The organism is Kitasatospora sp. NPDC097643, assembly GCF_040302625.1.
Taxonomy (GTDB): domain Bacteria; phylum Actinomycetota; class Actinomycetes; order Streptomycetales; family Streptomycetaceae; genus Kitasatospora.
In genome coordinates, this window is the sequence record NZ_JBEOSA010000183.1 from 1 (window position 1) to 1,086 (window position 1,086).

The 1,086-nt window shown below is 71.4% G+C and carries 1 protein-coding gene and 2 pseudogenes; all 3 read right to left on the minus strand.

The window, feature by feature from the left end; genetic code table 11:
* Positions 1 to 161: pseudogene (locus ABTY15_RS39725) on the minus strand (ATP/GTP-binding protein); the annotation flags it as partial.
* The gene (locus ABTY15_RS39730; RefSeq protein ID WP_350607716.1) at positions 142 to 831 is read right to left on the minus strand and encodes a DUF742 domain-containing protein; all 690 of its coding nucleotides are present in this window, start codon (positions 829 to 831) and stop codon (positions 142 to 144) included. The gene ABTY15_RS39730 and the pseudogene ABTY15_RS39725, both read right to left, overlap by 20 nt.
* A 161-nt stretch (positions 832 to 992) precedes the next feature.
* Positions 993 to 1,086 (minus strand): annotated as a pseudogene (locus ABTY15_RS39735) (roadblock/LC7 domain-containing protein); the annotation flags it as partial.

Sequence of the window (1,086 nt, forward strand, 5' to 3'; positions counted from 1 at the left end):
GCGGAGGCCGAGGTCATGACGGCTTCGGTGCGCAGGGGGTTGATCTCGGAGACGGCGCCGACGAGCGTGGTCTTGCCGACACCGAAGCCGCCCGCGACGACGATCTTCGCGGAGGTGGTGGCGCGGGTGGGGGCGGCCGCGTTAGAGCTTGCGAAGTCCACTGAGGACCCTTTCGAGCAGCGTGACGTCGGGCTGGTTTCCGGATTCGCCGCCGGAAGCGGGCTGGTGGATGGCGACCAGGCCGGCCTCGGCCAGGTCGGCCACGAGGATGCGGGCCACTCCCAGAGGAAGGGAGAGCAGCGCCGAAACCTCCGCGACGGATTTGACCTCCGTGCACAGGGTGCAGATCCGCTGGTGCTCGGGGAGCAGGGTGGCCAGGCGCTGCGGGTCGACGTCGGCGGAGACGAGGGCCTCCAGCGCGAGCTCGTAGCGCGGCCGGGTGCGGCCACCGGTCATCGCGAACGGCCGGATCAGCGGGCCGGAGTCCTGCTCGTCCTCGAACTCCTCGACGTGCCCGGGCTCCTCGGCGGGCCGGCCGGGTTCCTGGACCGGCTGGAAGCCGTGCGCGGAGGAGGGTGCGGGCGCCGGCGTCGTGTAGCCGGGCTGCTGCGCGCCGAACGAGGGCTGCTGCTGGTACTGGTCGTACTGCTGCTGCGGCTGCTGGCCGTACGGGTGCTGCGGCTGGCCGTACTGGTGCTGGTCGTACTGCTGGCCCTGCTGCGGCCGGCCGTACGGCTGACCGTGGCCGACGCCGGGTGCTCCGAAGGCGTCATGGCCTGTGCCGGGGTACGGAACGCCGTACTGGCCGCTACGGTCGTCGGGCGGTGTCACGGTTCCTCTCCTCACAAGGTGCGGCGGTGCGGTGCGAGCTCTGGCACGAAGCCGGAGCCGGTGGTGCGAAGGCCGTACAACGTCCGAACCCGAGCCCGCCGAAGCGGGCCCGGGACGGACGCGGAGGTACTTCGAATACCTGGACGGTATCCGACGAACCGTCAGTGCAGGAGACTGCCCTGGAGTTCCGCGCGAAGTGCGGGGGTGAGGACGGCGCCTGCGCGGTCGACGAGCAGGGCCATTTCGTAGCCGACG